The sequence below is a fragment of the Streptomyces pratensis genome (assembly GCF_016804005.1).
In the GTDB taxonomy this organism is placed as follows: Bacteria; Actinomycetota; Actinomycetes; order Streptomycetales; family Streptomycetaceae; genus Streptomyces; species Streptomyces pratensis_A.
The window spans coordinates 7,210,313-7,237,028 of the sequence record NZ_CP051486.1 but is presented as its reverse complement, the minus strand read 5'-3'; the positions used below and the strand labels follow the sequence as shown (position 1 = coordinate 7,237,028).

Sequence of the window (26,716 nt, the reverse complement as noted above, 5' to 3'; positions counted from 1 at the left end):
CGCTGAGCCCGCCCAGACCCCTCGGACCGGCCTCGAGCTTCGGCGGGGCTGGGCACCTGCTGGCCGTCCTGGAACGGCTCGAGAGAGTCACCGGCCGGTCCATCCAGCGCGTCGGGCTCTCGGCGACCGTCGGCAACCCCGAGCATCTTCTGCACTGGCTGCAAGGGGCCGGTGCCGGGAGGCGCACCGGACGGCTCGTCGCGCCGGGAGTCCAACTGCCCGCTGCCGGTTCTGCCGGACAAGAGGGACCGGTCACCGCGGACCCGTCCCCCAGGCCTGCGGGCGAGGTGGAACTCGACTACGTAGGCTCCCTCGACAACGCTGCGAAACTCGTCGCAGCCCCGTCTGGCCGACTTCGAGGGCGCCCGGGCTGTGCTGGGCGCGCCGGTGCGTTTCCAGCACAGCACCTGACGGACCCCCCTGAGGAATCACCATGGCACCCCGCTTCGAGACAGCCCGCTTCCACTCCGTGTCCGGGCCGGCTTCCCTGTTCACCCGCGTGCGCCACATCCTGCACGAGCCGGCGCGGCTGAAGGCCCAGGGTGCTCACGTGATCGAGCGTCTCCAGCAGCGCAACGCGCCCGTCGAGGAGCTGACGGCGTTCGACCCGGATCATTGGGGCCTGGTCTCGGCCGACGTACGCACAGATACCGGCAAGTGGGTCAAGTCGACCTGGCGGGTCCATGCGGATGGCCGGGACTGGTGGGTGGTGATCGGGCTGGGCAACGCACTGGTCACTGTGATCGAGGTGGATCCTTGGAGGCGCGGCCAGGGCGAGCGTGTCGTCACCGAGGGACCGCTGTACGCACACGTTGAACGTGTCAACCGCGACCTCATGCGCAGCTGAAGGCCGGAGGCGCCGGGGGAAGCCCTGCCGTCCGGGTTCTCCCCGATACGACCCTCCGGCGCCGAGCGCGCGTCAGAACTTCGGGTCCGGGCTCTGCGCGTGGACCAGGTCCGCCGCTTCCTCTTCCGTCTCCACCGAGGGCGGGGAGCCGGCGAGGGGCTGGTTGGCGGTCTCCTTCATGCAGGCCACCGCGATCACGCCCACCAGGGCCGCAGCCATCGCGTAGTACGCCGGCATGAGGTTCGAGCCGGTCCAGCTGATCAGGGCTGTGATCACCAGCGGGGTCGTGCCACCGAAGATCGACGCCGAGAGGTTGTAGCCGACCGACAGGGAGCCGTAGCGGACGTTCGTCGGGAACAGGGCCGGGAGGGCGGCGGACATCGTGCCCAGCAGGCAGACCAGGGAGAGGCCCAGCATCAGCATGCCGATGATGATCGCCGGGATGCTGCCCTGCCGGATCAGGAGGAAGGCGGGCAGTGACAGGAACAGGAAGCCGAGCATGCCGGTCATCAGGAGCGGTTTGCGGCCGAAGCGGTCGGAGAGCTTGCCGAACTGGCTGATGATCAGCATCAGGAACACCATGACGCCGAGCAGGATGAGGAGGCCGTGGGTCTCGCTGTAGCCGAGCTCGTCCGAGAGGTACGTCGGCATGTACGACAGCAGCATGTAGTCGGTGATGTTGTACGCGCCGACCAGGGCGATGCAGAGGATCAGCGTCGGCCAGTACTGGCGGAAGATCTTGGCGAGGTCGCCCTTGGCGGTGGACTCGACGTGGTCGGCGGCCTCCGTGGCGTGGGCGGTGCCGCCTTCCAGCTTCTGGAATGCAGGGGTCTCGTCCAGGCGCAGTCGCAGGTAGAGGCCTACGAGGCCGAGGGGGCCGGCGACGAGGAACGGGATGCGCCAGCCCCAGGACTCCATCTGGCCGGTGTCCAGGACGGCGTACAGGAGGGTGACGAGCCCGGCGGCGCCGACGTAGCCGGCGAGGGTGCCGAATTCGAGGAAGCTGCCGAAGAAGCCGCGGCGCTTGTCGGGGGCGTACTCGGCGATGAAGGTCGAGGCGCCGCCGTACTCACCGCCGGTGGAGAAGCCCTGGAGCATCCGGAAGAAGATGAGCAGGACCGCTGCCCAGACGCCGATGGTGTCGTGGGAGGGGATGAGGCCGATCGCGAAGGTGCCGACGGCCATGAGGATCATGGTGAGGGCCAGGACCTTCTTGCGGCCGATCTTGTCGCCCATGGGGCCGAAGAACATGCCGCCGAGCGGCCGTACGAGGAAGGCCACGGCGAAGGTCGCGAACGACGAGAGGAGCTGGGTGGTGTCGTTCCCCGAGGGGAAGAAGACATGCCCGATGGTGACGGCCAGGTAGGAGTAGATGCCGAAGTCGAACCACTCCATGGCGTTACCGAGCGACGCCGCCTTCACCGCGCGCTTGACCGCCTGGTCGTCGGTGACGGTGATGTCGGTCCGACGGAGCCGGGGGTTCTGGCGCTTCCGGATGGCCCGGAAGAGCGCCGGGTGGCGTTTGACCGCATCAGGGTCGGCCGCCTGGTGGGGGTCGGAGGCCGCCATGGCCGGTTCCTTTCGTCGAACGGTGTTCCAGGAAAGGCTTCTGCGCAGTCATGGCGGTTGCAAACCGAATCAACAGGAGATTGCGAGTTCGGTCACACCTTTTCCGGCCATGATCGGGCCGGATTCCCCCGGGCCGGGGTCAGATTCCGAGGTCCTTGATGATCTTGGCGACGTGTCCGGTCGCCTTGACGTTGTAGAGGGCCTTCTCCACCTTGCCCTCTTCGTCGACCACGATCGTGGAGCGGATGACCCCCGTCACCACTTTGCCGTAGAGCTTCTTCTCGCCGAACGCGCCGTATGCCTCCAGGGTCTCCTTGGAGGGGTCGCCGACCAGTGTGACCTTGAGGTTCTCCTTCTCCCGGAACTTCGCGAGCTTCTCCGGCTTGTCGGGCGACACGCCGATGACGTCGTAGCCGGCGCCGGTCAGGAGCTCGAGGTTGTCGGTGAAGTCGCAGGCCTGCTTGGTGCAGCCGGGGGTAAGTGCGGCGGGGTAGAAGTAGACGATGACCTTGCGCCCCTTGTGGTCGGCGAGCGAGACGTCGTTGCCGTCCGCGTCCGGAAGGGTGAATGCGGGGGCGGTGTCGCCGGTCTGGAGTCGCTCGCTCATGTTTCTCCTCGAGTGGCACGTGGGCTGTGTGGCACCGAGCGTAATAGGGGGTGCCGCCGGGTGTGGGGGCGGCCGAGCTGACAGACTGTCGATGAAGGTTTACCCGACGACGACCACGGAGGCGGCGCAGTGTCGGATACCAGGACCCCTGCGCAGATCGAGGCGGACATCATCAGCAGGCGTGAGCAGCTTGCGGTGGTGCTGGACGAGATCGGGGTGCGTGTGCACCCGAAGACGATGATCGGTGACGCGAAGGCCAGGGTCGCGTCGACGGTGGACCGGACGGCGGGGCGTGCGTTCGTCGCTGTGAACCGTTCGGTTTCGGATGTGAAGGCGCAGTTCGTGGCCGAGGACGGTTCGCCGCGGCTGGAGCGGGTCGTTCCGGCGGCGCTTGTGGTGGCCGGTGCGGTGGCGTTGCTGACGGTGTCCTCTCGGCGTAAGAGGCGCTGAGGGCTGCTCCGGGCAGGCCCCTGGGGCGTGTGTCCGGGTTCGGGGCAGGTAGGTTTCGGAGCGTGAGTGACAACGGGATGAGCAACACCGACGACAAGCTGCCGATCCGGATGCTGCACGACCGTGTGCTGGTCCGGTCCGATTCGCCCGAGGGTGAGCGGCGCTCGGGCGGCGGGATCCTGATTCCGGCGACGGCGGCGGTCGGCCGGCGTCTGGCGTGGGCCGCGGTGGTCGCGGTCGGTCAGAACGTGCGGACTGTGGAGCCGGGTGACCGGGTGCTGTACGACCCGGAGGACCGTGCCGAGGTGGAGGTGCGGGGCGTGGCGTACGTGCTGATGCGTGAGCGGGATCTGCATGCGGTGGCGGCGGACCGGTTCGAGGGGTCGGTGGATTCGACCGGGCTGTATCTGTAGGCAGGTGTGGGGTGAGTGGGCCTGGTGACGGTTGTCACCAGGCCTTTCGGCTTTTTGTTGCTACGGTGGTGTGATCCCGACGAGACGCGCCGTACCGGGTTTCCGCAAAGACGACGCATCCGTGTTGTTCGCGTGTTTCGTCGTGGAGGTGCCGTCGTGGCGTGGGTTCTGTTGGTCGTTGCCGGTCTGCTTGAGGTCGGCTGGTCGATCGGGATGAAGTACACCGAGGGGTTCACCAGGCTGTGGCCGAGTGTGTTCACCGGTCTGGGGATCGTGGCGAGCATGATGCTGCTGTCGCATGCGGCGAAGACGCTGCCGATCGGTACGGCGTACGGCGTGTGGGTCGGGATCGGTGCGGCGGGTGCCGCGGTGCTGGGCATGGTGGTGCTGAACGAGCCGGTGACGGCTGCCCGTATTTTCTTCGTGTGTCTGCTGCTGGTCGCGGTGGTGGGGCTGAAGGCGACGTCCGGGCACTGAGTGTTCAGGGGCGGGCGGGGCCGTGGTGGCCTTGTCCGTCCCTTTCGTGTGGGTCGGTGGGCGGGCCGTCGTCGGGGCCGAGGGGTTCGCTGTCGGCGGGGTGCGTGCCGGGGTGCTGTGGGCCGGGCCTTTGGGCGTCGGATTGGCGTTCGGTGGTTTCGCGCGGGTCGGATCGCTGCTCGGCGGGTTCCCGTGTAAGGGGTTCCCGTTTCATGGGTTTCCGCGCCACGGCTTCGCGTGCTGCGGTTTCGCGGGCGGGGGTCTCCCGGTCGGCGGGTGCGCGTGGGGGTGTGCCGGCGGGGGTGGCGGTGCGGGGTGTGCGGGGGGCGGTGGAGGGGGCGTCCGGGGTGCGGGACCGGGGGCTGTCCTGTTCGTCGCGGGGCTGCCTGGTTCCGGGGCGTTCGGTGTCCTGGCCGTCTCTCGGTTCGTCGGTGTCCCCGGCTTCTTCGGTGTCCTCGCTTTCCCTGCTCGCGTCCGGGTCGGGTTCTTCGGGGCCGTCGTCAGCCTCCAGTTCGAATCCCTGTACCTCGCTGCCTTCCAGTGCGGCCCGGGTGTAGGCGGCCCAGGTCTCGGCGGGTGCGCCGCCGCCGTTCATGCGGGCCAGGCCGAGTGCGCCGTACAGGGGTTTCTGGATGCCGGTGTCGGGGTCCTGGCCCATGACGGCGATGACGGTGGCGAGGTCGGGTGTGTAGCCGGCGAACCAGGCCGCTTTGTCCTCCTCGGCGGTGCCGGTCTTGCCGGCGGCGGGGCGGCCGGCGCCCTGGGCGGCGGTGCCGGTGCCGCCGTCGACGACGCTGCGCAGGACCGAGGTGGTGGTGTCTGCGGCTTCGCGGCTGATGGCCTGCCGGGTGGTCCTGGTGGGGATGTCGAGTTCGGTGGCGTTCTTGCTGATCTTGGTGACGAGGGTGTGGGGGCGCTGTCTGCCGTGGTCGGCGAGTGTGGCGTAGGCCGAGGCCATGTCGACGACGCTGGCGGTGGCGGGGCCGAGTGCGATGGAGGGGGTGGCGGTGAGGTCGGGGGTGTTCGGCGGGATGCCGAGGGCGATCGCGATGTCCTTGACCTCTTGGGGGCCGACGTCCTGGGCCATCTGTGCGTAGACGGCGTTGACGGATTTGTCGGTGGCTTCGCGGACGGTGATGGAGCCGTAGTCGACGTCGTCCTCGTTGGCGGGGGAGTAGCCGGTGGAGCCGGTGGCGCTCTGGACGGTGCGTTCGTTGTCTCCGTTGTAGCGGGTGTTGGGGGTGATGGCGCGGTCTTTCTGGGTGGTGGACCCGTTGGCGAGGGCGGCGGCGAGTACGAACGGTTTGAAGGTGGATCCGACCTGGTAGTCGCGGCGGGTGGCGTTGTTGACGTATTGCTTGGTGTAGTCGATGCCGCCGTAGAGGGCGACGACGTGGCCGGTGGCGGGGTCGATGGAGGCGCCGCCTGCGCGGACGTTGCGGTCGGCTTCGCGGTCCTCGCTGGTCTTGGAGAGGACGTTGTCCTCGACGGCTTCGACGAGGGCGTCCTGCTTCTTCTTCTGGAGTGTGGTGGTGATGCGGTAGCCGCCGGTGGCGAGGGTGGTCTCGTCGATGATCTTGTTCTTGGTGAGGTAGTCCTCGACCGCGTGGACGATGTAGCCGCGCTGCCCGGAGAGTGCGGTGGCGGGCTTGGCCTTGCCGGGGACGGGGAAGGTCATGGCGTCGCGGTCGGCGGGGGTGAGCCAGTCGTGTTCGACCATGCCGTCGAGTACGTAGTCCCAGCGGGCGAGGACGGCTTTCTTGTTCTCGGGGTGGGCGACGACGTCGTAGGAGCTGGGGGCGTTGAGCAGGGAGGCGAGGTAGGCGCCTTCGCCCACGTCGAGGTCTTCGACGTCCTTGCCGTAGTAGGCGTGGGAGGCGGCCTGGATGCCGTAGGCGTTGCGGCCGAAGTAGCTGGTGTTGAGGTAGCCCTCGAGGATCTCGTCCTTGCTCTGTTCGCGGTCGAGCTTGATGGAGATGAAGAATTCCTTGGCCTTGCGGACGATGGTCTGTTCCTGGCCGAGGTAGTAGTTCTTGACGTACTGCTGGGTGATCGTGGAGCCGCCTTGTCTGCCCTTGCCGGTGACGGTGTTCCAGCCGGCGCGGAGGGTGGCCGTGACGTCGATGGCGTCCTCGGAGTAGAAGTCGCGGTCCTCGGCGGCGAGTACGGCGTGCTGGATGGTGCGGGGGATGCGGCGGAGGGGGATGTTCTCGCGGTTGATCTCGCCGTCGCGTGCGATGACGGTGCCGTCCTTGTACAGGTACACGTTGGACTGTGCGGTCGCGGCGGCGTTGGCGGCGGGGATGTCGACGATCTGGTAGCCGGCGATGAATCCGCCGACGAGCAGCAGTGCGAGGAGGAGTACGCCGCCGAGGACCATGCGCCAGGTGGGGAGGGCGCGGCGCCAGCCGGTGCGCTTGGGTCGTTTGGGGCGTTTCGTGCGCCCCTTGGTGGCTTGTGCGCCGTCCGGGTGCTGGGGGTCGGGGGTGGGGGCCGCGGCCGAGGTGTCTCGGGGGGCCCAGCTCTCGGAGCCCTGTTGACCGGGGTCTCCGCCGTGCTGCGGTGGCTCGTGGCTCATGACTGTGGAGGCTCCTCGACTGCGGATGATTTTCCTATAGTGCACTTTTCGGGCGGATAACCCTCGGATTCCTCGGCGGAAATGGGGTCGCGGCGGCCGAGCCGAACGGGCTAGGCTCGTGCGCTTTGGCGGAATGAGGGGGGCGACGTGCGGCTCTACGCCGTGGTGGTGGCCGGTGGGTTCCGGCGGCATGCCACCTACCGGGTGGCGACGTTCGCGGGGGTGTTCACCAACACCGTCTTCGGTTTCATCCTGGCGTACACCTACATCGCCCTGTGGGACGAGCGTCCGCACCTCGGCGGGTACGACATGTCGGAGGCGCTGACCTATGTGTGGCTGGGTCAGGCGCTGCTGATGACCTGCGCGATGATGGGCGGCGGTTTCGAGGACGAGCTGATGGAGCGCATCCGTACGGGTGACATCGCCGTCGACCTCTACCGGCCGGCCGATCTCCAGCTGTGGTGGCTGGCGGGGGATCTGGGCCGGGCGGCGTTCCATCTCCTGGGGCGCGGGATCGTTCCGATGGTGCTGGGGGCGCTGGCCTTCGATCTGGCGCTGCCGGGTTCGCCCTGGGTGTGGCTCGCCTTCCTCGTCTCCGTGGCGCTCGGTGTCGTGGTGAGTTTCGCGGTGCGCTTCCTGGTGTCGCTCTCGGCGTTCTGGCTGCTCGACGGGGCGGGGGCGATGCAGATCGCCTGGCTGGCCGGGCTGTTCTTCTCCGGGATGCTGCTGCCGCTGCCGCTGTTCCCCGGGGTGCTGGGGGAGGTGGCGCGGGCGTTGCCGTGGTCGTCGCTCCTGCAGGTGCCGGCCGATGTGTTCCTCGGCCGGTACGCGGGCTGGGACCTGCTGCGGGCGTACGGCTTCCAGGCGGGCTGGGCGGTGGCGTTGCTGCTGGCGGGTCGGCTGTTGCAGTCGGTGGCGACCAGAAGGGTGGTGGTCCAGGGTGGCTGAGGTCCGGGTCGAGCGGGTGGCCGTGGAGCCGGAGACCGTGTTCGCCGAGCGGTCGCGGCTGGTCGAGGGGGTGCGGGCGTACGGGCTGATCGTGGCGATGTGGCTGCGGTCGACGATGGCGTACCGCGCGTCGTTCGTGATGACGGCGGTCGGGAACTTCCTGGTGACGGGGTTCGACTTCGTCACGATCATGCTGATGTTCGGGCACGTCGACGCGCTGGGCGGCTTCACCCTGCCGGAGATCGCGCTGCTGTACGGGGCGTCGGCGACCGCGTTCGGCCTGACCGATCTGCTGCTGGGGTCGATGGACCGGCTGGGGCGGCGGGTGCGGGACGGGACGCTGGACACGCTGCTGGTGCGGCCCGTCCCGGTGCTGGCGCAGGTGGCGGCTGACCGGTTCGCGCTGCGCAGGCTTGGGCGGATCACGCAGGGCCTGCTGGTGCTGGGTTACGCGCTGCTGACGCTCGACATCGCGTGGACGCCGCTGAAGGTTCTGGTGCTGCCGCTGATGGTGCTGAGCGGAGCGGCCATCTTCGGGGCGGTGTTCGTGGTGGGCGCGGCGTTCCAGTTCTACGCGCAGGACGCGTCCGAGGTGCAGAGCGCGTTCACGTACGGGGGGACGACGCTGCTGCAGTATCCGCCGTCGATCTTCGCGAAGGACCTGGTGCGGGGGGTGACGTTCGTGGTGCCGCTGGCTTTCGTGAGCTGGCTGCCGGCCCTGTACGTGCTGGGGCGGGACTATCCGGTCGATCTGCCCCGGTGGGTGGCGTTCCTGCCGCCGGTGGTGGCTGCGGGGTGCTGGGTGCTGGCGGGGCTGGCGTGGCGGGCGGGGCTGCGGGCGTACCGCAGTACGGGAAGCTGAGGAGTGGGCGTGGGCGACATGGACTTCATCGAGCTCGACGGTGTCGAGAAGGTCTTCGACGTACGCCGGAAGACCGGGCTGCTGCGTCGTGAGCGGCATGAGGTGCGGGCGGTGGACGGCATCAGTTTCCGGGTGCCGCGTGGCGAGATGGTCGGCTACATCGGCCCGAACGGGGCGGGCAAGTCGACGACGATCAAGATGCTGACGGGCATTCTCACGCCGAGCGGTGGCCGGCTGCGGGTGGCGGGGATCGACCCTTCGCGGGAGCGTACGAAGCTGGCGCACCGGATCGGTGTGGTGTTCGGGCAGCGCACGACGCTGTGGTGGGATCTGCCGTTGCGTGACTCGTACCGGCTGATGCACCGGATGTACCGGATCCCGGACGCCCGCTACCGGGAGAATCTGGACCGCTGCGTCGAACTGCTGGATCTGGGTGAGCTGTTGGAGGTGCCGGTGCGTCAGCTGTCGTTGGGGCAGCGGATGAGGGGTGACATCGCGGCGGCACTTCTGCACGATCCAGAGGTGCTGTACCTGGACGAGCCGACGATCGGGCTGGATGTGGTCTCCAAGGCCAAGGTGCGTGGTTTCCTGCGGGACTTGAACGCGGAACGGTCCACGACCGTGCTGCTGACCACGCACGACCTGACCGACATCGAGCAGCTGTGCGAGCGGGTGATGGTGATCGACCACGGGCGCCTGATGTACGACGGTGCGCTCGCCGGGCTGCACGAGGTCGGCGAGAGCGAGCGGACGCTGATCGTGGACCTGGAGCGGGAGTTGCCGCCGATCGAGCTGGGGTCGGAGCCTTCGGTGCGGGTGGTGAAGGTGGAGGGGCCCCGGCAGTGGCTGGCGTTCCCGGCGGCGGCGTCGGCAGCACCGCTGGTGGCGCGTATCGCGGCGGACTATCCGCTGGTCGATCTGTCGGTGCGGGAGCCGGACATCGAGTCCGTGATCGCGAAGATGTACGTGTCGGATTCTGCTCTCTAGGCCCGTCCTGCGATTGCTCTATAGGGTGCCCGGTATGACAAGTGAAAGCCCGGACATGCGTGCCTCCGACGCGGAACGTGAGCGGGTCGCCGAGACCTTGCGGGAGGCCGTGGCCGAGGGCCGGCTGGAGATGGACGAGTTCGAGCAGCGGCTCGACGCGACGTTCAAGGCGCGTACGCATGGGGAGTTGGTCCCGCTCGTACGTGATCTGCCGGTGGCGGGCGGTTCCGCCCGGCCGGTGACGGGGGCGGTTGCCGAGCGGAGCGGGTCGTCCTCCGACTGGCCGGCGCGGATCGGTGGTACGGCCACCTCGTCGGGGGCGTTCGCCTTCTGGGGCGGGTTCAGTCGTAAGGGCCGCTGGACGGTGGGCCCGAAGTTCACCGCGTTCGCGATGTGGGGCGGTGGCGAGATCGACCTGCGTGAGGCTCACTTCGCGGAGCGCGAGGTCGTGATCCGCTGCTTCACGATCATGGGCGGTATCCAGGTGACGATTCCTCCGGACCTCGACGCGCAGGTCGGCGGACTCGGGATCATGGGCGGTTTCGGCGAGCACTCCAAGATCGAGGAGGAGGAGCCGGCTCCCGGCTCACCGCGGGTGAAGATCACCGGGTTCGCGCTGATGGGCGGGGTCGGGGTGGAGCGCAAGCGTCGCAAGGCCGAGAAGCGGCGGCTCAAGGAGCAGGAGCGGGCGCGATCGGACAAGCCGGACGCGGGGGACGACCGCAAGGAGCTGGGCTGAGCGGGGCTGTTCGCGAAGGGCGCGGGGCGGTTCGCTCAGGTGGGTGGTTCGTCCGCTTCGGCGGCCGGCCCGTTCGCGATGCCGCCAGGCCTGTTCGCGGGGGCGGGTGACCCGTTCGCATCGGCGGTGGGGCCGTGCGCGACGGCGGCCGGTCCTTTCGTCCCGGCCGCTCGCGCTGCGGTGCGTGGCAGCTGCCCGGCATGTGTGGGCGGGCTGTGTGCCGTTCGTGTCAGAAGGCGTCGGCCTTCGGCGTCGCGTCCACCGCGCCGAGATCGATGGCGTGGCCCAGGGCGCGGTAGCCGGCGTCGTTGAAGTGCAGCCGGTCACCCGAGTCGTACTCCGGCAGGATCCGGTTGGGCGCGTAGGGGTCGCGTACCGCCCGGTCGAAGTCGATGAACGCGTCGAAGATCCGGCCGGAGCGGATCTCCTCGTTGACCGCCAGGCGCACGCTGTTGCGTTCGGGTGTCCAGGTGGCGTAGCCCTGGAAGGGCGTCAGCGTCGCTCCGACGACCCGCAGCCCCTGGGCGTGTGCGCGCTCGGTGAGGGTGCGGAGCCCGGCCGTTATGCGCTGGGGGTCCGGCTCCTGGGGGAACTGCTGTACGTCGTTGATGCCGAGCGCGATGATCACGGTCTTGGCTCCGGCGACGGACAGGACGTCACGCTCGAAGCGGTGGGCGCCGCTGAGGCCGCCCAGGTTCTTCACACCACTGTGGGCGAGGGGGCTGTCGCGCAGGAGGCGGTTGCCCGCTATGCCCTGGTTGGCGATCCCGTAGGCGTGCCGGAGGCGGTCCGAGAGGACGTCCGTCCAGCGGCTGTTGGCGTCGGTGGTGGAGCCGCTGCCCGCTGTGAGGGAGTCGCCGATCACGACGATCGCGCCGGGCGACGTCTCGTTGCGGACGTCGACTGCCGTCAGGTAGCGCCACCTGGTGGTGCTCCACGTGCCGTCGTCGTCGGCCAGGTAGGACGTCTGGTGGGCGTTGGGGTGCTGGGTGACGGGCCCGGCGGCGTACGGGGTGCGGAGGGTGACTTCCAGGTCGGTGTCGGGGGTGACGGGTACGACGACCGGGTCGCTGACGACCTGCCGGCCCGCGGCGACCTTGACCGTGGGCAGACCGCCGAAGGTCACCGGGCGGGTGTTGACGGTGGCCTGGTCGATGATCAGCGGGACGGCGCCGAAGAGGTTGGACAGGGTGATGCGGGCGGCGTCCCCGCCGACACTGGTGTGCACGATGTTGCGGATGGTGCGGCCGGGGTAGCCCTGCCCGGTGTTCGGCTCCGCGCTGACGGGGGCTCCGGTCCAGGTGGCGACCCAGGTGCCGGTGGAGTTGGCCGGTGCGGCGGGATTGCGGGCCGCGGCGTGGCTCTCGGACCCGCCGAGCGGTGCCCGTCGCTGGTCGGAGACCAGCGCTGTGCCGAACGCGATGGCGGCGGCGAGCGCGGCGGTGCCTGCTACGAGGGCGATGAGCAGGGCATACCCCTGGCGCCTGGGCATCTGCGGTGTTTCTCCTTGCGGTGTTCGGCCCGGTGTTCGGGTTGCTCTCATGATGCGACAGGCCTTGGGGAACTCGACGTGCGGCCCAGGAGTAGGTGAGGTAGGGACAATGCGTACGGCACGGCGTGACGCGTACGCGGACGGGTGGAGTGGATGGAACAGGACGCGGGACAGGGAACGGCATCCGGGCCGGAGGACCACGGCTCCGGACGGCCCGGGGCCGCGCCGCCGGCCATCGGGCCCGTGCCCGGCGGGCAGCCGGAGCCGGAGCCGGCCGACGGCGTGACGGGCCCCTCCGGGGCTCCCGGAGGGCGTCCGAGGCCGACGCTGGGCGGCTTCGCGTACACCGCCGCCGATGAGGAGAAGCGGCGCGGTGTGCGCCGTATGAAGACCACCGCCACGGGTCTGCTCCTGCTCGTCGCGCTCGTGTACGTCCTCGCCACCTGGGCGGAGAACGCGGGTGTGGGCGGCTGGCCGGGCTACGTCGCAGCGGCCGCCGAGGCGGGGATGGTCGGTGCGCTGGCGGACTGGTTCGCCGTCACGGCGCTCTTCCGGCGTCCGCTCGGTCTGCCCATCCCCCACACCGCCATCATTCCCACCAAGAAGGACCAGTTGGGGGAGTCACTCGGTTCCTTCGTGGGCGAGAATTTTCTCTCGGGGGACGTGGTTCGTGACCGAATTCACGCTCTGGGCGTCGGTTCGCGGCTCGGAGCCTGGCTCGCGGAGCCGGAACACGCGGACCGGGTCACCGCCGAGCTGGCCACCGCGCTGCGCGGCGCGCTGACCGTGCTGCGGGACTCCGATGTGCAGGCGGTGGTCGGGGAGGCGATCACCCGGCGGGCGGACGCGGCGGAAGTCGGCCCGGGGATGGGCAAGATGCTGGAGAAGATCGTCTCGGACGGCGGCCACCGCAGGGTCGTCGACCTCGTCTGCGTGCGGGCGCACGACTGGCTGGTCCTGCACGGTGACTCCGTGATGGACGCGGTGCAGGGCGGGGCGCCCGGCTGGACGCCGCGGTTCGTGGACAAGCGGGTGGGGGAGCGGGTCTACAAGGAGCTGCTGCGCTTCGTCACGGAGATGCGTGACATGCCGGGCCATCCGGCGCGCGGTTCGATCGACACGTTCCTGACGGACTTCGCCGCCGATCTCCAGACGGACTCGGACACCCGGGCCCGGGTGGAGCGGCTGAAGTCGGAGATCCTGGGGCGCGGTGAGGTCCAGGACGTCATCGCCTCCGCCTGGTCCTCCGTCCGTACGATGATCATCGCGGCGGCCGAGGACGAGCGGAGCGAGCTGCGGCTGCGGGCCCGGGCCTCACTGATGTCGCTGGGTGCGAGGCTGTCCACGGACGAGCGGTTGCAGGGCAAGCTGGAGGGCTGGCTGGAGGACGCGGCGGCCTACGTCGTCACGACGTACCGCACGGAGATCACCTCGCTGATCAGCGACACCGTGGCCGGCTGGGACGCGGACCAGACGTCGAAGAAGATCGAGGCGCACATCGGCCGCGACCTGCAGTTCATCCGGATCAACGGCACCGTGGTGGGAGCGCTGGCCGGCCTGGCGATCTATTCGGTGTCCCACGCGCTGGGAGGCTGACCGGAGGCGCACCCGTCCTGTCGTACGGGCACGCCCCCGGGTCACGCGGGGAGTTGCTCTTCAGTACGCACCCCGCGGCGCCCGTGTTCAATCCCCGGGACCCGACTTTCTCGGGCGCGGCGCCGTTTCCCGCCGGGTGCGGTGCCGTGTCCCGGGCGGTGCGTGCCGTTTCCGGTGGAGCGGTGCCGCTTCCTGGCTGTGCGGTGCGTATCCCGGTGGTGCGGTGCCGTTTCCGGGTGGTGCGGTGCGTTTCCCGGTGTTGTGGTGCCGTCTTCCGGTGGTGCTGTGTGCTTTCGGGCGGTGCTGTGCAGTCCCCGTGCGGCCGGGGCGCAGCTCCCGGGGCGCGTCGTCTCAGGGGCGTCGCTTACCGGGCGCTGTTCCGGGTGACCGCCCACGACGCGGCGGCGACCCCGCCCGCCACGGTGAACACCGCCGGCCAGGCCCCGAGCTTCTTCGCCAGGGGGTGCGAGCCGGCGAAGGCGGCGACGTAGGCGACGGTCAGACCGGTGGCCGCGCGCGCCCCGGCCTGCCGGTTCCACTCGTACGCCGCCACCGACCCGGCTGCTGCCAGAGCGACGCCGCCCAGCGGTCGCTTCTTGGTCCAGCGGGCGATTCCGTATCCGCCGAGGAGACCGCCCGCCGCCACTGCCGCTGCCGGGACCTTCGCCATTGCCGCCACCTTCGCTTTCCTGCGTGTCCGTCGGCGTGTCCGCCGCGAATCCGAGGATAAGGTCCCCCGTCGGCCTGGCGGGCGGCCGGTGGGCCGCCCGCCAGGCCGACGCCCGTCAGTCGGTGCCGAACTCCATCGCGGCGCGGTCCAGCAGCTCGTCGTCACCGGAGACCTCACCGCGCGAGGCGATGGCCTGGGCGCCGCCCTCCGGCATGGCGCCGATCAGGCCGGTCGCCGCCGCCTGTGCGGCGCCGATCAGCGAGGGCTGGGTCGTGCCGACGAGGCCGAGGCCGGCGAACTGTTCGAGCCTCGCGCGCGAGTCGGCGATGTCGAGGTTGCGCATGGTGAGCTGGCCGATGCGGTCCACCGGACCGAACGCCGAGTCCTCGGTGCGCTCCATCGACAGCTTGTCCGGGTGGTAGCTGAACGAGGGGCCGGTGGTGTTCAGGATCGAGTAGTCCTCACCGCGCCGCAGCCGCAGCGTCACCTCGCCGGTGACGGCGGAGCCGACCCAGCGCTGCAGCGACTCGCGGACCATCAGCGCCTGCGGGTCCAGCCAGCGGCCCTCGTACATGAGGCGGCCCAGGCGGCGGCCCTCGTTGTGGTACTGGGCGAGGGTGTCCTCGTTGTGGATGGCGTTGACCAGGCGCTCGTACGCGGCGTGCAGCAGGGCCATGCCCGGTGCCTCGTAGATGCCGCGGCTCTTGGCCTCGATGATGCGGTTCTCGATCTGGTCCGACATGCCCATGCCGTGGCGGCCGCCGATGGCGTTGGCCTCCATCACCAGGTCGACGGCGGAGGCGAAGTCCTTGCCGTTGATCGTGACCGGGCGGCCCTGCTCGAAGCCGATCGTGACGTCCTCGGCGGCGATCTCGACCGAGGGGTCCCAGAACCGGACGCCCATGATCGGGTCGACGGTCTCCACACCGGTGTCGAGGTGCTCCAGCGTCTTGGCCTCGTGCGTGGCGCCCCAGATGTTGGCGTCGGTCGAGTAGGCCTTCTCGGTGCTGTCGCGGTAGGGCAGCCCGTGGGTCACCAGCCACTCCGACATCTCCTTGCGGCCGCCCAGTTCCGTGACGAAGTCGGCGTCGAGCCACGGCTTGTAGATGCGCAGGTGGGGGTTGGCGAGGAGGCCGTAGCGGTAGAACCGCTCGATGTCGTTGCCCTTGAACGTGGAGCCGTCGCCCCAGATCTGGACGTTGTCCTCCAGCATCGCCCTGACCAGCAGGGTGCCGGTGACGGCGCGGCCGAGCGGAGTCGTGTTGAAGTACGCGCGGCCGCCCGAGCGGATGTGGAACGCGCCGCAGGCGAGTGCGGCCAGGCCCTCCTCGACCAGTGCCGCCCGGCAGTCGACCAGGCGCGCGATCTCTGCGCCGTAGGTCTTCGCGCGGCCGGGCACCGAGGCGATGTCGGGCTCGTCGTACTGGCCGATGTCGGCGGTGTAGGTGCACGGGACGGCACCCTTGTCGCGCATCCACGCGACCGCGACCGAGGTGTCGAGGCCGCCCGAGAAAGCGATGCCGACGCGCTCGCCGGTGGGCAGGGAGGTGAGAACCTTAGACATAGGAAGAGTATGCATTCATTCGCATGTATATGCAAATGCCGTCGTGGGGAGGCCGCGGAGGCCGGATCCGGCCTCCGCGAAGGGTGCATCCGGAGCCTCGCGGGCCTGATGACCTCCTCAGCGGATTCATGTGGTGACTCCCCGGCGGCGATAAGGTCGGAGCTCGAAACGACGAGGGGGGCCTCATGTTGATCCGTACCGGCCTGCGTGCCGCGATACCGGCCGTGGTTCTGGGGGCGTTGCTGGTGGGCTGCAGTGCGGCGACCACCACCGACGGGCCGGGCGGTGACGTCCCCTACGTCGACCCGTCCGTGGCCGCCGCCGCGGAGGCGAAGGCCGGCGAGGCGTCCCTGATGCCCACGCCCTCACCGACGCCGACGCTCGTCATCCAGGCCGACCCGAACGCCCCGGAGCTGGTTCGCGACGCCTTCGCCGGGCTCCAGGCGACGCTGTACGACAACTGCACCCCCGGCAGTGGCAACTGCGCCTACTTCCTGGGGAGGGTCAACGACGAACTGAACCGCCTCGACAAGGCGATGAAGGCGGACAAGAAGGGCCCCGGGCACTTCAAGCAGCCCATCGCATGGATAGGCACCCTGCGCACGACGCTGGGCGGCGACGTCTCCACGCCGAACCTCGAGGAGCACCGCACCGAGCTGACCGGTACCCGCGACCGCATCAACACGTGGATGCAGGGCCACCCCGACGACTACCGCTGACCGGGCGGCGGCCGGGCGCGGCCCGGGTCACACCCGCAGTACGTCGATCCCGAGGCCGGTGAACTCCTCGACGACCTCCTCGGGCGCGTCCCGGTCCGTGACCAGGACCGACACCGCACTGGTCTCGCACACCTGGGCGAAGGCCCGGCGTCCGAGCTTGGAGGAGTCGGCCACCACGATCACCTTGCCCGCGCACTCGGCGAGGGCGCGGTTGGCCCCGGCCTCCGACTCGTCGTGCGTGGCCGCCCCGAAGCGGGGGTGCACGGCGTCCACGCCGAGGATCGTCCAGTCCAGGGCGAGGGTGCGCAGGACGGAGTCGACCAGGGGGCCGACGAGTTCGTACGAGTTGGGCCTGGCCACCCCACCGGTGACGACGATCTTCACCTGGGGGCGGACCGCCAGCTCGTTGGCGATGTTGATCGCGTTGGTCACCACGGTCAGCGCCACGCCCCCGCCCGGGGGTTCCGGCCGCAGTGCCAGCTCCCTGGCCACCTCGGAGGTCGTCGTGCCGCCGTTGAGGCCGACGGTGGAGCCCGCCGGGATGAGCTCGGCCGCGGCCCGCGCGATGCGCTGCTTCTCGTCGGCCCTGCGGGCCGCCTTGTAGCGCAGCGGCAGGTCGTAGGCGACGGCGCTCACCACCGCGCCGCCCCGGGTGCGGGTCAGCAGGTTCTGCCGGGCGAGCTCGTCCAGGTCGCGGCGCACGGTGGCGGCGGAGCAGCCGAGTCGCTCGGCGGCGTCGAGTACGTCGAGGTGGCCCTGGTCGCTGAGGATCTCCAGCAGCCGGGTCCATCGTGTGTGTGCCGCCACCTGGTCCTCCTCGCTCGGAACGAACCCTATCGCCCGGGCCGTGCCAGGACCCCCAGCAGGCGTGCCACCTCCGCTGCGACGGCGTCGCGGGCCGGACCGAGGTACGCCCTGGGGTCGGCGGCCTCCGTGTGGGTGTCCAGGTAGGAGCGTACGGCCCGGGTGAACAGCTTGTTCAGGTGCGTGGAGATGTTGACCTTCGTCATGCCGGCGCCGACCGCCGCCGCGAGGCCCGTGTCCCCGACGCCCGAGGAGCCGTGCAGGACGAGCGGGACCCGCACCGCGTCGCGCAGCCGGGAGATGAGCGCGAAGTCGAGGACGGCGTCGCGGGTCAGCATCGCGTGCGAACTGCCGACGGCCACGGCGAGCGCGTCGACGGCCGTGGCCTCGACGAAGGCCCGCGCCTCGTCCGGGTCGGTGCGTACGCCCGGTGCGTGTGCCCCGTCCTTGCCGCCGATCTCGCCGAGTTCCGCCTCCACCCAGACGCCGTGGGCGTGGCAGTAGTCGGTGATCTCGCGGGTCGCCGCGACGTTGTCGGCGTACGGGAGCGCGGACGCGTCGAACATGACGGAGGTGAAGCCGAGCCGTACGGCTTCGCGTACCAGCCCGGCCGACTCGGCGTGGTCGAGGTGCACGGCCACCGGGACGTCCGCCGCCCGTGCGAGGGCGAGCGAGGCGAGCCCGATCGGTTCGAGGGCGCCGTGGTAGCGGGTGGTGTTCTCGCTGACCTGGAGGATCACCGGCAGCCCGGCGGCTTCCGCCCCGCTGACGATGGCCTGCGCGTGTTCTATCTGTACGACGTTGAAGGCTCCGACGCCGGTCGCGTCGGTCCTGGCGCCGTGCGTGATGTCACCGGTGGATATGAGCGGCATGGGCTTCCTTCGCGGGTGCGGGCTGCGTGAACCTAGGCGAATGATGCTCGAAGTTGCTCATTTATAGCGTGCTTCAATCAGATTGGAAAAGAGCAGCCGCCTCCGGCGAGGGCTGGAGGCGGCTGCTGAGGTGGTGACCGGGGAGGGGCGGAGGCGGCTGGGGGCGAGTGAACGAGGAAGGCTGCTTCGGGCCGTGTTCAGCGGATCGGCGTCGTCTGTGCCAGGGATATGCGCCAGTCGCCGTCCGTGCGGGTCATGACGTAGGTCATCGCGCCGGTCAGGGGGAGCTCGGGCAGGTCGTCCCCCTCGTCCCCCTCGGCCCGCTCGTCGTGGACCGTCTTGGTCAGGCTCACGATGGCCACGTCGGGCGTGGCGAATCGGATGTCGTCGATCTCCAGCGTGGTCCGGATGTCCTTGAGCGGGGAGGAGAGCGCTTCGGTCATGGCGGAGACGAAGGTCTCGCGCCCGAAGAGCCGCCGTCCGCCGAGGTTGATGAGCACGAGATCGGAGGTGTGCAGCGCCGGCAGTACGTCCGGGTCGGCCTGCGCCTCCTGGGTCCGCGCGACGAGCTCGCGGATCCGCTTCTCGTCGGCGTCATCGGTGGCAGGGGCGAGGTTCGAGGTGTCCATGGGGGGAACCTAGAACCTCCAGTTGAGTTGAGGTCAAGGCTCGGCCCATGGCCTGGGTGCTCATGACGGTTCGGCGCCGCCGACCCCGGCCGCACCGCCACCTGCCTCGACCTGCCGCGCGGCTGACCGCTTCCCCTTCCCGGTGATCCACATGCGGTCCCCGGGCGCGGGCGCGAGGATCGGGGGTACGGGCGGTGGCCCGGCTCGCGCCTCGGCCCTCTCGGGCCGGTTCTCCCTTCCAGGCGCTCCGGTCCGCCTCCCGGCCCAGCCGTCAGGGGGGTCTGGAGGTACGGATGCCGCGGCCCCTGTGGACAGGAGCGATCAGCTTCGGGCTGGTCACGATCCCGATCAAGGTGGTGTCCGCCACCGAGGACCACTCGATCTCCTTCCACCAGTACCACCAGGAGGACATGGGCCGGATCCGCACCCGCAAGGTGTGCGAGATCGACGGCGAGGTCCTCTCGCAGGACGAGATCGGCAAGGGGTACGAGGTCGCCAAGGGCCGGACCGTGCCCGTCACGGACGAGGAACTCGACCGGATGCCGCTGCCGACGGCGAAGGCGATCGAGATCGTCGCGTTCGTCGAGGCCGACAGCATCGATCCCGTGCGGATCAGCGACAGCTACTACCTGGCCGTCGACGGTCAGGTCGCGGCCAAGCCCTACGCCCTGCTGCGGAAGGCGCTGGAGCGCAGCGACAAGGTCGCCGTGGCCAAGTTCGCCTGGCACAACCGTGAGCGGCTCGGCCTGCTCCGGGTGCGGGAGGACGCGATCGTGCTGCACTCGATGCGCTGGCCGGACGAGATCCGGAGTCCCGAGTCACTCGCCCCCCGGGAGACCGAACTGGACGAGGACGAGATCGAACGCGCCGTGCAGCTCACCGACAGCATGGCCCTGGACGACATCTCCGGCTTCCGCGACCGCTACCGGGAGGCCCTGGAGGAGCTGCTCGCGGCCAAGTCCGAAGGCAAGGCGCTCCCGGCGTCGGCGGGGGAGGAGGAGCAGGAGCCGGGCAAGGTCATGGACCTGATGGCCGCGCTGAACGCGTCGGTGAAGGCGGCCAAGGAGACACGGGGCGAGGACGCGACCGTGCACGAGATGACGCCGGGGAAGCCACGTGCCCGGAAGAAGGCCCCGGCTGCGAAGACGACGGCCTCCAAGAAGACCACGGCGGCCAAGAAGCAGCCGGCCCGGAAGACGGCCGCGAAGAAGCGGACCGCTTCCTGACCTCACCGTCTGCCGGGTTCGGGGCGGGAGCCGGAGTTCGGCGCCGTGCCGGGAGCCGGAGCCGTGCCGGAAGTCGGTGGCCGGAGCCGTAGCCGGAGCCGTAGCCGGCGCGGGAGCCGGAGTGGGATTGGGAGTTCGGCGCCGTGCCGGGAGCCGGAGTGGGAGTTCGGCGCCGTGCCGGAAGCCAGGGGGGCCGTGGTGGAGTCGGCACCGGGAGCCGGAGCTGTGCCGGAAGTCGGTGGCCGGGGGGTCGGAGCCGTAGCCGGGTGCCTGAGGCGGTCGCTTCACGGGCCCGGAGCCGGAAGCCGTTTTCGGGCTGTCACCTGATGCTGTTCCTGAGTCAGCCGGATGCCGTTGTTGGGGAGTCACCTGACGCCGCTCCCCGGCCGTCACCTGAGGCCGACTCTGAGCCGTCACCCGAGATCACCCTGAGCCGTCACCCGAGGTCACCCTGGGCCGTCACCCGAGGTCGTCCGGTGCCAGGTCCGGGCGCAGCCGGTGCCAGGAGGGCTGGCGCAGCCGCCCCGCCTTCGTCCGCGTCGCGTACCGCACCTCGCCGACGAGCCGTGGCAGCACCCAGCGGGCACCGGCGACCGGTGGTGTCTCGTCGAAGGGGCAGGTGTCGACCGCTGCCACGCGGAGCAGTCCGGCGAGCCTGGTCCGCTCCGCGTCGCTCCACCCCGTGCCGACACTGCCCGCGTAGCGCAGCCCGCCCGGATGCCGCTCGCCGACGAGCAGTGCGCCCGGCAGGCCGCCCAGCCGGCCACGCCCTGGCACCCAGCCGCCGACGATCACGTCCACCGTGCGGGCATGGCGAATCTTGATCCACGTACGGGCGCGCACCCCCGGTTCGTACACCGAGCTCAGCCGCTTCGCGATCACGCCCTCCAGCCCTGCCTCCCGTGTCATGGTCAGGGCCTCCTCGCCGTGCCCGACGATCACCGCGGGCGTCGACCAGTGCGGCCCGTTCAGCCCGAGCCCCTCCAGGGCCGCCCGCCGCTCGGTGTAGGGCATCGGCACGAGGCTTCGGCCGCGCAGGAACACCGCGTCGAACAGCACCAGGTGCGCCGGCACCCGCTGCGCCATGCGGGCGGCCTTCGCGGGCGCCCCGGCGAGCCCCATCCGCGACTGGAGCCGCTCGAAGTCGCTGCGTCCCTGGTCGTCCAGGGCGACGATCTCGCCGTCCAGCACGGCCGGTACGCCGCCGAGTGCGGGTCCGAGTGCGGCCAGGTCCGGATACGCGGGGGTGATGACCGCCCCGGACCTGGCCAGCAACTGGAGCGAACCGTCCCCTGGCAGATAGGCCATGGCGCGCTGGCCGTCCTGCTTCACCTCGTACGCCCACTGCTCGTCGGCGGCGGTGGGCGGCAGGCGGCCTGGGGTGGCGAGCATGGGCGCGATCCGGGGCAGGGAGGCCATGAGGGCAGCCTGTCAGCAGATGCCCCACGCGGCCGGTCGTCACGGCCGGTGGGCCCGGAGGGCGGCGGGCGGTGCGACGGACTTCGCGGTGCCTGTCGGGGCGGGTGTCGGGGTGGGGCTCAGAGCGGGCGGATACACCCGGGCGAGGGACCTGCACCTCTCGTCCGCCACTTCCCGGACATGGACGCGGCCCTTGCCCGTGAGCTAGGGGTATCGGGCCGCTCGCCCTGGCAGCTGCTGGACGGGGCCGACGCCGACGAGGACCTGACCACCCACCGCCTCCTGTGCGCCGAGATCATCGACGGCGTCAGCTGCTTCGTGGCGACCTGGTCACCCTGAAGCGCCGACCTCAGCAACCCAGTGCTACCGATCACGAAAGTTGAGCCAGAACCCAGTTCGGTGAACAGGGCTGTTCCGGACCGCTGTTCCTCGTCGGGCGTCGGCGGAGCGGGGCCGTGCGCGGGTCCCACGGCGTGCACGTAGGAGACCACGGATCACCGCCTCATTCGCTCAGGGGTTGCCCCGGTGCCTTGGTGAACCGTCAGGGGCGGCGAAGAGAGCCCGCGGCCGGCGGGGGAGGGGTCCCCTGCCGGCCGGGGTGCCCGGACCGGATCAGGCCTTCGTGCAGGTGTTGCCGCTGAGCGTGAAGGCCGTGGGGGCCGCGTTCGTGGTGCCCTTGGTGCCGGTGAAGCCAAGCGTGACCGAGCCGTTCGCCGCGATCTGCGCCGTGTATCCGGCGGGGGCGACGCTGACCGTGGAACCGCTCTGCGTGGGGGTCCCGCCCCACATGTTGGAGACGGTCTGGCCGTTGGCGAAGGCGAAGCCCAGGTTCCAGCCGTTGATGGCGGTGGTGCCGGTGTTGCGGATGGTGATCTCACCCTGGAACCCGCCGGGCCACTCACCGACCACCCGGTAACCCACGGAGCAGCCCACGCCCGGCGTGGGGCCGCTCTCGTCGGTGGTGACGCTCACCGTGGCGGAGCGGGCCGAGCGGTTGCCGGCCGCGTCACGGGCGTAGACCGCGAACGTGTACGCGGTGTCAGCCGTGAGGCCGGTCAGGGTGACGCCGGTGGTGGTGGACGAGGCGGCCGGGGTCTCGGTGCCGCCGCTGACCCGGACGACGTCGTAACCGGCGATGGCAACGTTGTCCGAGGCCGCGGGCCACGTGAGGGTGGCCGAGGTCGCCGTCACCGCGGAGGCGGTCGGGGTGCCGGGGGCCGTCGGGGCCTCCGTGTCGTCCGGGTTCCCGCCGCCGCCGAAGACGGTGGCCTCCTGGGAGGTCTGGGCGATGCCGTTGGCTCCGTGGAAGATGCGCTCGCCCCAGGAGCTCAGCCGGCTCGGGTCGAAGTCGATCGCCAGGTCGAGGATCGGGTCGGTGTTCCCGCTCCAGGACCACGCCAGGTAACCGAGGTCGAGCGCCTCGGCGGTGGCCATCATGGTGTCCTCGTCCGGGTCCCCCCACTGATCGGCGGGGCCGCCGAACTCACCGATGAGAATGGGGAGTCCGGCATCGACGAAGGCGTTCAGGTAGTCGGTGATCGCCTGGGCCGTGCTGTAGACGCTGTACATGTGGATCGAGAAGATCAGGTTGCCCGTGGTGTCGGCGTCGTACACGGCCTGGGCGTTGGCGCGCATGACGCCCTGCCAGTCCTGGCCCCAGTTGGGTGCGTCCACCATGATCGTGTGGGCGAATCCCGCGCCGCGCAGCTTCTGGACGGCGGCGGTCGTCGGCGCGGTCCAGCCGGCGGGGTCGGTGTTGCCCCACGGCTCGTTGCCGATGTTGATGATGACGTAGTCCTCTTCGCCCGCGAGTACGTCCTTGAGGCTGATCCAGTAATCGGCGGCGTGGTCGAGGGTGCCCGCAGCGGCGTCCTCGCCGTAACCGGTGGTGTCGTGCACCTCCAGGACGCAGATCAGCCGGTTGGTCTTGCAGTCGTCGACGATGCCCGCGACCTCGGCGGGGCCGTTCCTCGTCCAGCGGTGGCCGTCGGAGAGGACGACGCGGACGGTGTTGGCCCCGAAGGCCTTGATGTCCGCCAGCGACTGCGTCTCGCCCGGGTACCAGGTGTGTGCGTGGTTGACGCCACGCATGACGAAGTCGTTGCCGTTGGCCTCCAGCAGGCGGCCGTCGCTGATGTGCAGGCCGGTGGCGGCGGCTTCCGCCTGTGCGGGGCGGGCCTGCGCGGCGGCGGGACCGAGCGCGCCCAGCAGGACGACGCCGAGAAGGGCGGATAGGCCCTTCAGCAGAATGTGTAAGGGGCTCTGTCGTGCCGTACTCGTTGCTGATCTCACTGCGACTCCAGAAAGTGGGTGCCGGGTTACGTGAACATCACTTGGGACGTGGGAGCGCTCCCATAAAGCCATCCCGGCAGGGGCACGTCAAGACATCGCGCACACTTCGGTGTCCAGGCCGTATCGCGCCACCTCGGCGCCCGGTCGCGCGTGGCCCACGCCCGTTGGGCGCGCCGGGCGCGCAACGGGCGCTCCGTGGGGCCGGGCCGGTGAGGGCGGGGCGGCGGGGTGGGCCGGTGGGTCGGACCGGCGCGGGCGGGGCGCGCTGCCGGGCTCGCGCCGAGGGCCCGCGCGGCCGGGCCGCCGGGCCTGCGCCCATCTGCGGGCGCAGGCGCGGCAGTTGTCCGCCAGATCCTGCTGTCGGCCGGTCGGGCTGCCGCCAGGTCCTGCTGTCGGCCGGACCTGCTGTCGACCGGACCTGCTGTCGGCCGGTCGGGCCCTGCTGCTGGCCCGTCAGGCCTTGCTGGTGCAGATGGCGTTGTACGGGCGTCCGGGGCTCGGGAAGAGCTCGATCGGGTTGTCCGCGGCCGCCGGGCACTCCTCGGCTGTCTTCGTCAGGGCGAGGACCTTGTTCCCGCCGCCACTCGCGCAGGCGACTTCCTTCGCCTGGTCGTCCACGCAGTCCCCCACCACGAGCTGGCCGCCACCCGCGCCGGCGTCCCCGGGGTGGTCACCGGAGAGGTTGCGGCCGCAGATCGTCTTGCTGGGTATGCCGCTGCTGGCGGCGTTCCCGCCGAACGACACCTTCACCGAGATGATCTCGTCGGTGCCGGCCGGGCATTCGACCGCTCCGGCGAATATCTCGCCGTCCTTGACCGCGAGCGCCTTGATCGTCGCCTTCGGGTCGTCGCAGTCGAGCCCCTGGAAGCCGTCCTTCGACTGGCTCGTGTCAGGCCCGGCACAGTCGCCGACCTTCCACTCCCTGGCTTCCTGGCTGCCGCCGCCCGACGACCCGCCACCTCTCTTCGACGACCCGCCGCCGCTGTCCGAGAGCGGGCCGCACGCCGCGGTGGCCCCCAGTGCGAGCGTGAGCACCAGAATCCCCTTCGCGCAGTCCCGGAGGACCGTGCGCGTGCTGCGCGCGGCCGTGGAACGGGTGCTTCCCTGGCGGCTGTTCCGGGGGTGCGTGCTGCCGTGGGCGCTCATGCTGCTCCTTGGATACGTGATGTGTCCCGCACGGCACTCACTGTGACCCGCGCGGTGGTTCGGGCCTGAGGACGGCCGGATCTCACGACGTGGTTCCCGAAGTCTGTGGAGTCTCTGTGAATGGGACGAGGCCGGAAGCGGCAGAGGGAGAGGGCGCCTCCGGCGTCCGCCCCTGAGCCGCGCGCGGTGCTCCGTCCGGCTGCGGAGGGAGCGCGGGAGCGTGGGGAGAGCGGCGCGGAGAATGCCCGGAGCTGCCGGTCGGGAGCCCCACACCGGGCCGATTCCGGCATGGAGGAGAGCCCTTGCCGCCTCGGCCGTCTCGGCGTCGCACGGAGCCGCGACGACCGATGGCCGCCGGATCCGTCCGGACCGGGGCGCCGCCCCGGCGCCCTGGAGGGTGCGGGTTCATCGATGCGCGACAGGGGGGCGTCGGCCCGGACGGCGCGGGGCCTCGATGACCAGGCGGTCGTGGCCATGAGTCACTCTGCGTCCTCCCGGCCGCACGGTTGGAGGGGTGGGTGCGGGGCGTTGTCGAGCCGGGGCTGTTCCGGTGAGCCGTGGCGACCGGGGTGTCACGCCTTGAGTTCGCGGAAGGCCGGGACGCCGGCAATCAGGAGGGTGGCTTCCCAGAGGCGGAGGGCGTCCGCTCGCGCAGGGGTGGCGTCGAGGACGGGGCCGAAGAGTGCTCTTCGGGTGCCGTCGGGTGCGGTGACCGCCAGGACGGGGGTGCCGATCCGGGCGTCGATCTGGTCGACGCCGGCGTGGTGAGAGGCGCGCAGCGCCTGGTCGTAGTCGGTTGTGGTGCCGGCCTCGGCGAGCGCCGTGGGCAGGCCGCTGCGGTGCAGAGCTTCGTCGATGTCGCCGATCCATTCGCGCTCGGTGCCGTCAGGCTCGGTCCACAGAGCGGCGTAGAAACTGCCGAGTGCGGTGGGTCCGTGCTCGGTCCGGACGGCTGCCGCGATGCGGGCGGGAATCCACAGGTAGCCGTGCGGGTCGCCTTCGGGGTCGTCGTCGCGATGCTCGTTGAGCACGGACAGGCTCATCACCTGCCAGCGCACCTGGAGTGTCACCTGCTCGGCGACCTGGGTGATCCAGCGTGCGGTGTGGCGGGTGAGCGGGCAGGCAGGGTCCAGCCAGAAGTCGACCTCCCAGCCTGCCTCGGTGGTCGTGTCGGTCATGGCTTCGGTTCCGGTTCCGCACGTGCACCGGCCGCGGCGATGATCCCCTTTTCCAGTGTGCGGGTCACGGTCGCGACGACGTCGAACTTGGGGATGCTGCCCCGCTCGACCTGTTCGAAGGCGGTGTAGGTCACTCCCCAGAGGACTTGCTGGATCCATTCGGCGGTGAGCTGGTCATCGAAGACGCCGTCGGCCTGCCCGCGACGGATGAGGTCGATCACCGGGTCGTGCGGTGCCGGCAGGCCGGGCTCGGGGGAGGCGTCGCGCACCAGGGACTGGTCGCCGAAGACGAACATGATCGCATCGCTGGCCGAGGCCAGGGCTGTGACCACACGGCGCATGGCGTCCAGCGGGTGTCCCTTGTCGGGGTCGGCTTCGGTGATGGCATTACCGATGGCTTCCAGGGCGTGCTCGGTGGCGGCACGCAGCAGACCATCGCGTTCCGGGAAGTAGCGGTGCAGGGTCGTGCGGCCGACCTCGGCGGCCACGGCGACCTGGGGCAACGTGGCTGATCGGTCACGCACCCAAACACGCAACGCGGCAGTCACGATGGCCCGTTCGGTTCGGTTCCTGACGCTGGAGGTCTGCTTCGCACTCATGACTCGATGGTATCAATTGAACCCGTTTGGGGT

At 70.4% G+C, this 26,716-nt stretch carries 26 protein-coding genes, 1 pseudogene and 1 riboswitch; of the genes and pseudogenes, 13 read left to right on the top strand and 14 right to left on the bottom strand.

What is annotated here, in order from left to right; genetic code table 11:
* Positions 1-53: 53 nt before the first annotated feature.
* Both HED23_RS35535 and HED23_RS35530 read left to right on the top strand, forming a co-directional pair.
* Positions 54-341: pseudogene (locus tag HED23_RS35535) on the top strand (ATP-dependent helicase); the annotation flags it as partial.
* A 92-nt stretch (positions 342-433) separates the two neighbouring features.
* Positions 434-847, top strand: coding sequence for a hypothetical protein (locus tag HED23_RS35530; protein WP_238442358.1), 414 nt, complete (start codon positions 434-436; stop codon positions 845-847).
* Between the two features lie 72 nt (positions 848-919).
* On the opposite strand, the gene proP is transcribed toward HED23_RS35530, so the two are convergent.
* Positions 920-2,416, bottom strand: coding sequence for a glycine betaine/L-proline transporter ProP (gene proP / locus HED23_RS30305; protein ID WP_203186521.1), 1,497 nt, complete (start codon positions 2,414-2,416; stop codon positions 920-922).
* Positions 2,417-2,555: 139 nt separating this feature from the next.
* Complete coding sequence (bcp, locus tag HED23_RS30300) at positions 2,556-3,023, bottom strand: thioredoxin-dependent thiol peroxidase (RefSeq protein ID WP_203186520.1); 468 nt, start codon at positions 3,021-3,023, stop codon at positions 2,556-2,558.
* A 129-nt stretch (positions 3,024-3,152) separates the two neighbouring features.
* Between bcp and HED23_RS30295 the strand changes: the two genes are divergently transcribed.
* From HED23_RS30295 to HED23_RS30285, 3 genes are all read left to right on the top strand, one after another.
* Complete coding sequence (locus HED23_RS30295) at positions 3,153-3,473, top strand: DUF3618 domain-containing protein (RefSeq protein WP_203186519.1); 321 nt, start codon at positions 3,153-3,155, stop codon at positions 3,471-3,473.
* Positions 3,474-3,550: 77 nt separating this feature from the next.
* Positions 3,551-3,886: a GroES family chaperonin gene (locus HED23_RS30290; protein WP_033298980.1), complete on the top strand. Its 336-nt coding sequence runs from the start codon at positions 3,551-3,553 to the stop codon at positions 3,884-3,886.
* A gap of 53 nt (positions 3,887-3,939) precedes the next feature.
* Positions 3,940-4,006: riboswitch (guanidine-III (ykkC-III) riboswitch) on the top strand.
* Between the two features lie 36 nt (positions 4,007-4,042).
* The gene (locus HED23_RS30285) at positions 4,043-4,363 is read left to right on the top strand and encodes a DMT family transporter (protein WP_065487469.1); all 321 of its coding nucleotides are present in this window, start codon (positions 4,043-4,045) and stop codon (positions 4,361-4,363) included.
* Between the two features lie 4 nt (positions 4,364-4,367).
* On the opposite strand, the gene HED23_RS30280 is transcribed toward HED23_RS30285, so the two are convergent.
* Positions 4,368-6,941: a transglycosylase domain-containing protein gene (locus HED23_RS30280; RefSeq protein ID WP_238442174.1), complete on the bottom strand. Its 2,574-nt coding sequence runs from the start codon at positions 6,939-6,941 to the stop codon at positions 4,368-4,370.
* Between the two features lie 147 nt (positions 6,942-7,088).
* Between HED23_RS30280 and HED23_RS30275 the strand changes: the two genes are divergently transcribed.
* Genes HED23_RS30275 through HED23_RS30260 form a run of 4 tightly spaced genes read left to right on the top strand, consistent with a single transcriptional unit; the run spans position 7,089 to position 10,477 of the window.
* Positions 7,089-7,889 carry an ABC transporter permease gene (locus tag HED23_RS30275; RefSeq protein WP_203186518.1) on the top strand — a complete coding sequence of 267 codons (801 nt, stop codon included), beginning with the start codon at positions 7,089-7,091 and terminating at the stop codon, positions 7,887-7,889.
* Positions 7,882-8,751, top strand: coding sequence for an ABC transporter permease (locus tag HED23_RS30270; RefSeq protein ID WP_238442173.1), 870 nt, complete (start codon positions 7,882-7,884; stop codon positions 8,749-8,751). The genes HED23_RS30275 and HED23_RS30270 overlap by 8 nt, the downstream gene beginning before the upstream one ends.
* Before the next feature lie 18 nt (positions 8,752-8,769).
* Complete coding sequence (locus HED23_RS30265; RefSeq protein WP_203187699.1) at positions 8,770-9,738, top strand: ABC transporter ATP-binding protein; 969 nt, start codon at positions 8,770-8,772, stop codon at positions 9,736-9,738.
* A gap of 55 nt (positions 9,739-9,793) precedes the next feature.
* Positions 9,794-10,477: a DUF1707 SHOCT-like domain-containing protein gene (locus tag HED23_RS30260; protein ID WP_203187698.1), complete on the top strand. Its 684-nt coding sequence runs from the start codon at positions 9,794-9,796 to the stop codon at positions 10,475-10,477.
* Between the two features lie 229 nt (positions 10,478-10,706).
* Here HED23_RS30260 and HED23_RS30255 read toward each other — a convergent pair whose 3' ends face one another.
* The gene (locus tag HED23_RS30255; protein WP_203186517.1) at positions 10,707-11,969 is read right to left on the bottom strand and encodes an SGNH/GDSL hydrolase family protein; all 1,263 of its coding nucleotides are present in this window, start codon (positions 11,967-11,969) and stop codon (positions 10,707-10,709) included.
* A 153-nt stretch (positions 11,970-12,122) separates the two neighbouring features.
* Between HED23_RS30255 and HED23_RS30250 the strand changes: the two genes are divergently transcribed.
* Positions 12,123-13,565 (top strand): DUF445 domain-containing protein, encoded by a 1,443-nt coding sequence (locus HED23_RS30250; RefSeq protein WP_203186516.1) that lies wholly within the window; start codon positions 12,123-12,125, stop codon positions 13,563-13,565.
* A gap of 364 nt (positions 13,566-13,929) precedes the next feature.
* Here the strand turns inward: HED23_RS30250 and HED23_RS30245 are convergent, their stop codons facing one another.
* Together HED23_RS30245 and argG are read right to left on the bottom strand one after the other, a co-directional pair.
* The gene (locus HED23_RS30245) at positions 13,930-14,235 is read right to left on the bottom strand and encodes a hypothetical protein (protein WP_203186515.1); all 306 of its coding nucleotides are present in this window, start codon (positions 14,233-14,235) and stop codon (positions 13,930-13,932) included.
* A 115-nt stretch (positions 14,236-14,350) separates the two neighbouring features.
* On the bottom strand, positions 14,351-15,799 hold the full coding sequence (argG, locus tag HED23_RS30240; protein ID WP_203186514.1) for an argininosuccinate synthase: 1,449 nt from the start codon (positions 15,797-15,799) through the stop codon (positions 14,351-14,353).
* A gap of 185 nt (positions 15,800-15,984) precedes the next feature.
* Here argG and HED23_RS30235 point away from each other — a divergent pair, with 185 nt between their 5' ends.
* On the top strand, positions 15,985-16,518 hold the full coding sequence (locus tag HED23_RS30235) for a hypothetical protein (RefSeq protein ID WP_238442172.1): 534 nt from the start codon (positions 15,985-15,987) through the stop codon (positions 16,516-16,518).
* A gap of 27 nt (positions 16,519-16,545) precedes the next feature.
* Here the strand turns inward: HED23_RS30235 and HED23_RS30230 are convergent, their stop codons facing one another.
* The 3 genes from HED23_RS30230 to HED23_RS30220 form a co-directional block, all read right to left on the bottom strand.
* On the bottom strand, positions 16,546-17,325 hold the full coding sequence (locus tag HED23_RS30230) for a DeoR/GlpR family DNA-binding transcription regulator (RefSeq protein WP_203186513.1): 780 nt from the start codon (positions 17,323-17,325) through the stop codon (positions 16,546-16,548).
* A gap of 26 nt (positions 17,326-17,351) precedes the next feature.
* A complete protein-coding gene (locus HED23_RS30225; RefSeq protein ID WP_203186512.1) occupies positions 17,352-18,194 on the bottom strand; it encodes a class II fructose-bisphosphate aldolase in 843 nt (280 codons plus the stop codon).
* A 197-nt stretch (positions 18,195-18,391) separates the two neighbouring features.
* The gene (locus HED23_RS30220) at positions 18,392-18,823 is read right to left on the bottom strand and encodes an SgcJ/EcaC family oxidoreductase (RefSeq protein ID WP_203186511.1); all 432 of its coding nucleotides are present in this window, start codon (positions 18,821-18,823) and stop codon (positions 18,392-18,394) included.
* 293 nt (positions 18,824-19,116) lie between these two features.
* On the opposite strand from HED23_RS30220, the gene HED23_RS30215 reads away from it, so the two are divergent.
* Complete coding sequence (locus HED23_RS30215; protein WP_203186510.1) at positions 19,117-20,049, top strand: Ku protein; 933 nt, start codon at positions 19,117-19,119, stop codon at positions 20,047-20,049.
* Positions 20,050-20,508: 459 nt separating this feature from the next.
* On the opposite strand, the gene HED23_RS30210 is transcribed toward HED23_RS30215, so the two are convergent.
* A complete protein-coding gene (locus HED23_RS30210) occupies positions 20,509-21,468 on the bottom strand; it encodes an ATP-dependent DNA ligase (protein WP_203186509.1) in 960 nt (319 codons plus the stop codon).
* 180 nt (positions 21,469-21,648) lie between these two features.
* Here HED23_RS30210 and HED23_RS30205 point away from each other — a divergent pair, with 180 nt between their 5' ends.
* Complete coding sequence (locus HED23_RS30205; RefSeq protein WP_203186508.1) at positions 21,649-21,807, top strand: hypothetical protein; 159 nt, start codon at positions 21,649-21,651, stop codon at positions 21,805-21,807.
* A gap of 273 nt (positions 21,808-22,080) precedes the next feature.
* On the opposite strand, the gene HED23_RS30200 is transcribed toward HED23_RS30205, so the two are convergent.
* The 4 genes from HED23_RS30200 to HED23_RS30185 all read right to left on the bottom strand — a co-directional run bounded on the left by HED23_RS30200 (position 22,081) and on the right by HED23_RS30185 (position 26,683).
* Positions 22,081-23,760, bottom strand: a complete 1,680-nt coding sequence (locus tag HED23_RS30200) for a cellulase family glycosylhydrolase (protein ID WP_203186507.1) — start codon at positions 23,758-23,760, stop codon at positions 22,081-22,083.
* A gap of 453 nt (positions 23,761-24,213) precedes the next feature.
* Positions 24,214-24,906 (bottom strand): hypothetical protein, encoded by a 693-nt coding sequence (locus HED23_RS30195; RefSeq protein WP_203186506.1) that lies wholly within the window; start codon positions 24,904-24,906, stop codon positions 24,214-24,216.
* A 572-nt stretch (positions 24,907-25,478) separates the two neighbouring features.
* Positions 25,479-26,084 carry a disulfide bond formation protein DsbA gene (locus HED23_RS30190; protein WP_203186505.1) on the bottom strand — a complete coding sequence of 202 codons (606 nt, stop codon included), beginning with the start codon at positions 26,082-26,084 and terminating at the stop codon, positions 25,479-25,481.
* Entirely contained in the window at positions 26,081-26,683 is a 603-nt protein-coding gene (locus HED23_RS30185; RefSeq protein WP_203186504.1) for a TetR/AcrR family transcriptional regulator, read from the bottom strand. The genes HED23_RS30190 and HED23_RS30185 overlap by 4 nt, the downstream gene beginning before the upstream one ends.
* Between the last annotated feature and the right edge of the window lie 33 nt (positions 26,684-26,716).

Bases quoted from the DNA above. Each gene is read 5' to 3' on its own strand.
- HED23_RS35530 (WP_238442358.1), top strand. From the start codon at position 434: ATGGCACCCCGCTTCGAGACAGCCCGCTTCCACTCCGTGTCCGGGCCG.
- proP (WP_203186521.1), bottom strand. From the start codon at position 2,416: ATGGCGGCCTCCGACCCCCACCAGGCGGCCGACCCTGATGCGGTCAAA.
- bcp (WP_203186520.1), bottom strand. From the start codon at position 3,023: ATGAGCGAGCGACTCCAGACCGGCGACACCGCCCCCGCATTCACCCTT.
- HED23_RS30290 (WP_033298980.1), top strand. From the start codon at position 3,551: ATGAGCAACACCGACGACAAGCTGCCGATCCGGATGCTGCACGACCGT.
- HED23_RS30280 (WP_238442174.1), bottom strand. From the start codon at position 6,941: ATGAGCCACGAGCCACCGCAGCACGGCGGAGACCCCGGTCAACAGGGC.
- HED23_RS30265 (WP_203187699.1), top strand. From the start codon at position 8,770: ATGGACTTCATCGAGCTCGACGGTGTCGAGAAGGTCTTCGACGTACGC.
- HED23_RS30260 (WP_203187698.1), top strand. From the start codon at position 9,794: ATGCGTGCCTCCGACGCGGAACGTGAGCGGGTCGCCGAGACCTTGCGG.
- HED23_RS30255 (WP_203186517.1), bottom strand. From the start codon at position 11,969: ATGCCCAGGCGCCAGGGGTATGCCCTGCTCATCGCCCTCGTAGCAGGC.
- HED23_RS30250 (WP_203186516.1), top strand. From the start codon at position 12,123: ATGGAACAGGACGCGGGACAGGGAACGGCATCCGGGCCGGAGGACCAC.
- HED23_RS30245 (WP_203186515.1), bottom strand. From the start codon at position 14,235: ATGGCGAAGGTCCCGGCAGCGGCAGTGGCGGCGGGCGGTCTCCTCGGC.
- argG (WP_203186514.1), bottom strand. From the start codon at position 15,799: ATGTCTAAGGTTCTCACCTCCCTGCCCACCGGCGAGCGCGTCGGCATC.
- HED23_RS30235 (WP_238442172.1), top strand. From the start codon at position 15,985: ATGTTGATCCGTACCGGCCTGCGTGCCGCGATACCGGCCGTGGTTCTG.
- HED23_RS30225 (WP_203186512.1), bottom strand. From the start codon at position 18,194: ATGCCGCTCATATCCACCGGTGACATCACGCACGGCGCCAGGACCGAC.
- HED23_RS30220 (WP_203186511.1), bottom strand. From the start codon at position 18,823: ATGGACACCTCGAACCTCGCCCCTGCCACCGATGACGCCGACGAGAAG.
- HED23_RS30215 (WP_203186510.1), top strand. From the start codon at position 19,117: ATGCCGCGGCCCCTGTGGACAGGAGCGATCAGCTTCGGGCTGGTCACG.
- HED23_RS30210 (WP_203186509.1), bottom strand. From the start codon at position 21,468: ATGGCCTCCCTGCCCCGGATCGCGCCCATGCTCGCCACCCCAGGCCGC.
- HED23_RS30205 (WP_203186508.1), top strand. From the start codon at position 21,649: ATGGACGCGGCCCTTGCCCGTGAGCTAGGGGTATCGGGCCGCTCGCCC.
- HED23_RS30195 (WP_203186506.1), bottom strand. From the start codon at position 24,906: ATGAGCGCCCACGGCAGCACGCACCCCCGGAACAGCCGCCAGGGAAGC.
- HED23_RS30190 (WP_203186505.1), bottom strand. From the start codon at position 26,084: ATGACCGACACGACCACCGAGGCAGGCTGGGAGGTCGACTTCTGGCTG.
- HED23_RS30185 (WP_203186504.1), bottom strand. From the start codon at position 26,683: ATGAGTGCGAAGCAGACCTCCAGCGTCAGGAACCGAACCGAACGGGCC.